Annotated in this window: 2 protein-coding genes; one reads left to right on the plus strand and one right to left on the minus strand. The window is 70.2% G+C overall.

Translation table 11 applies throughout. From position 1 onward, the window contains the following. A partial coding sequence (locus G6024_RS00345; protein ID WP_159147559.1) for an LLM class flavin-dependent oxidoreductase occupies positions 1-281 on the minus strand: 281 nt, incomplete at its 3' end. Between the two features lie 548 nt (positions 282-829). Here G6024_RS00345 and G6024_RS00350 point away from each other — a divergent pair. Beyond that, a complete protein-coding gene (locus G6024_RS00350) occupies positions 830-1,459 on the plus strand; it encodes a hypothetical protein (protein WP_159147560.1) in 630 nt (209 codons plus the stop codon). The last annotated feature ends 34 nt before the right edge of the window (positions 1,460-1,493 follow it).

Consider the following 1,493-nt stretch of genomic DNA (forward strand, 5'->3'; position numbering starts at 1 on the left):
GCGAACGCCTGCGCCAACACCGCCGGGTTGTAGCGGAACGTCGGGGTGAGCACCGAGGTGCCGAGCTGCAGGCGCTCGGTGCGCTCGCCCACCGCCGTCATCCACGCCAACGAGAACGGCGCATGACCGCCGTCGTGACGCCAGGGCTGGAAATGATCCGACACCGTCGCCGAATCCATCCCCGCCTGCTCCGCCAGCACGGCGAACTCCACCAGATCACGCGGACCAAACTGCTCGGCCGACGCCTTGTAACCGAGCTTCAGGGACGGGGTGTCGGGCATCGGCTTCTCCTGCAGGTAGGCATGTGACCAGATTCACCTCTGGCGCGCGCGGGGCACGGGGCCGAGTATGCCAACAGGGCCGGGCAGGGGTGCACGTGTTGACAAGCGCCACCCCTGTGACGCGTTGAGCTCGATAAGCAGGACGCCGCATTCCGATTCAGACTCACAGCCACGGCCAGTGTCATCCGCGTTCCCCGATAGTCAGGAACACCATCCCCAGCGACGCCCAGCAGGGGCTTGCGGCGCTCGCGATCTGGCTGGGCAGCAGCGACCCCGGCGCAGCGTGGGCCACCTTCACCTCGGACGACCCCGCCGCGCACGGCTGGCGCTGGGCCGCCATCAACCAGGAGACCGGAACCGTGGTCTACATCCGCTGACGACCGGTCGACACGCCACAGCGAGAGTGATATCGGACACACCCAGGGGCGCTGTATCGATGCTTCGGCCGCGAGCCATAAACTAGTTGAAACGGCGATCACTGCGGCCCCGCCCGCACCAGAGCCCCCTCCTCTGGACCGATCTCCACCAGACGGCCCCTCGGAGGAGTCATGCGCATCCGGCACGCGGCGACCACCCTGGTCGCACTCGGTGCCGCCTCCGTCTGCGCACTCGGCGCGACGATGATCGTCCAGGACCGCGACGAGCAGACCCGCGAGTCCGAACTGCGCAGCTCGGCGTGGTCCGTCCAGGCGTCCACGGACTTCGGTACGACCTGGACCGCGCCCATCTCCTCCTACGGCGGCCACTTCCCCGTCCGCGTGGACACAGCCGGCCTGCGCAACCGCTCCGCCTATCAGCCTTTGACACTGCGCACCACCGTCGACTCCCGGTCCGAGGCCCACGTCGACATCGGCGAGGGCGCCCTCATCGAGGGAGACCCCGAGACCGCGTCCCACGTACGGGTCCGGGCCGTCTCGGCCCGCGGCGGAGCATGCGCCGCGCCAACGTTCGAACTCGACTGGCCCAGCATCCACGCCGGCGACAGTGACCGGCCGGTGCCACTCGACGCGCCCACCGTCGACGAACCGCTGGTCCTGCCCGGCGCCACCCGCACCACGCCCGGATCCCCGGTCACCGTGTGTCTCGAGCTCAGTATGGACGCGGCCGCCCCGGCCACCGACTCGATGCTCACGCTGGCCTGGCCGGTCGACATCGCCCGCGGCGACGCCGACTCCTAGCCGGCCCGGCGCAGGGCCCCAGCCCGGCCCGGCC

It is taken from the genome of Dietzia maris (genome assembly GCF_014144855.1).
Classification (GTDB): domain Bacteria; phylum Actinomycetota; class Actinomycetes; order Mycobacteriales; family Mycobacteriaceae; genus Dietzia; species Dietzia kunjamensis.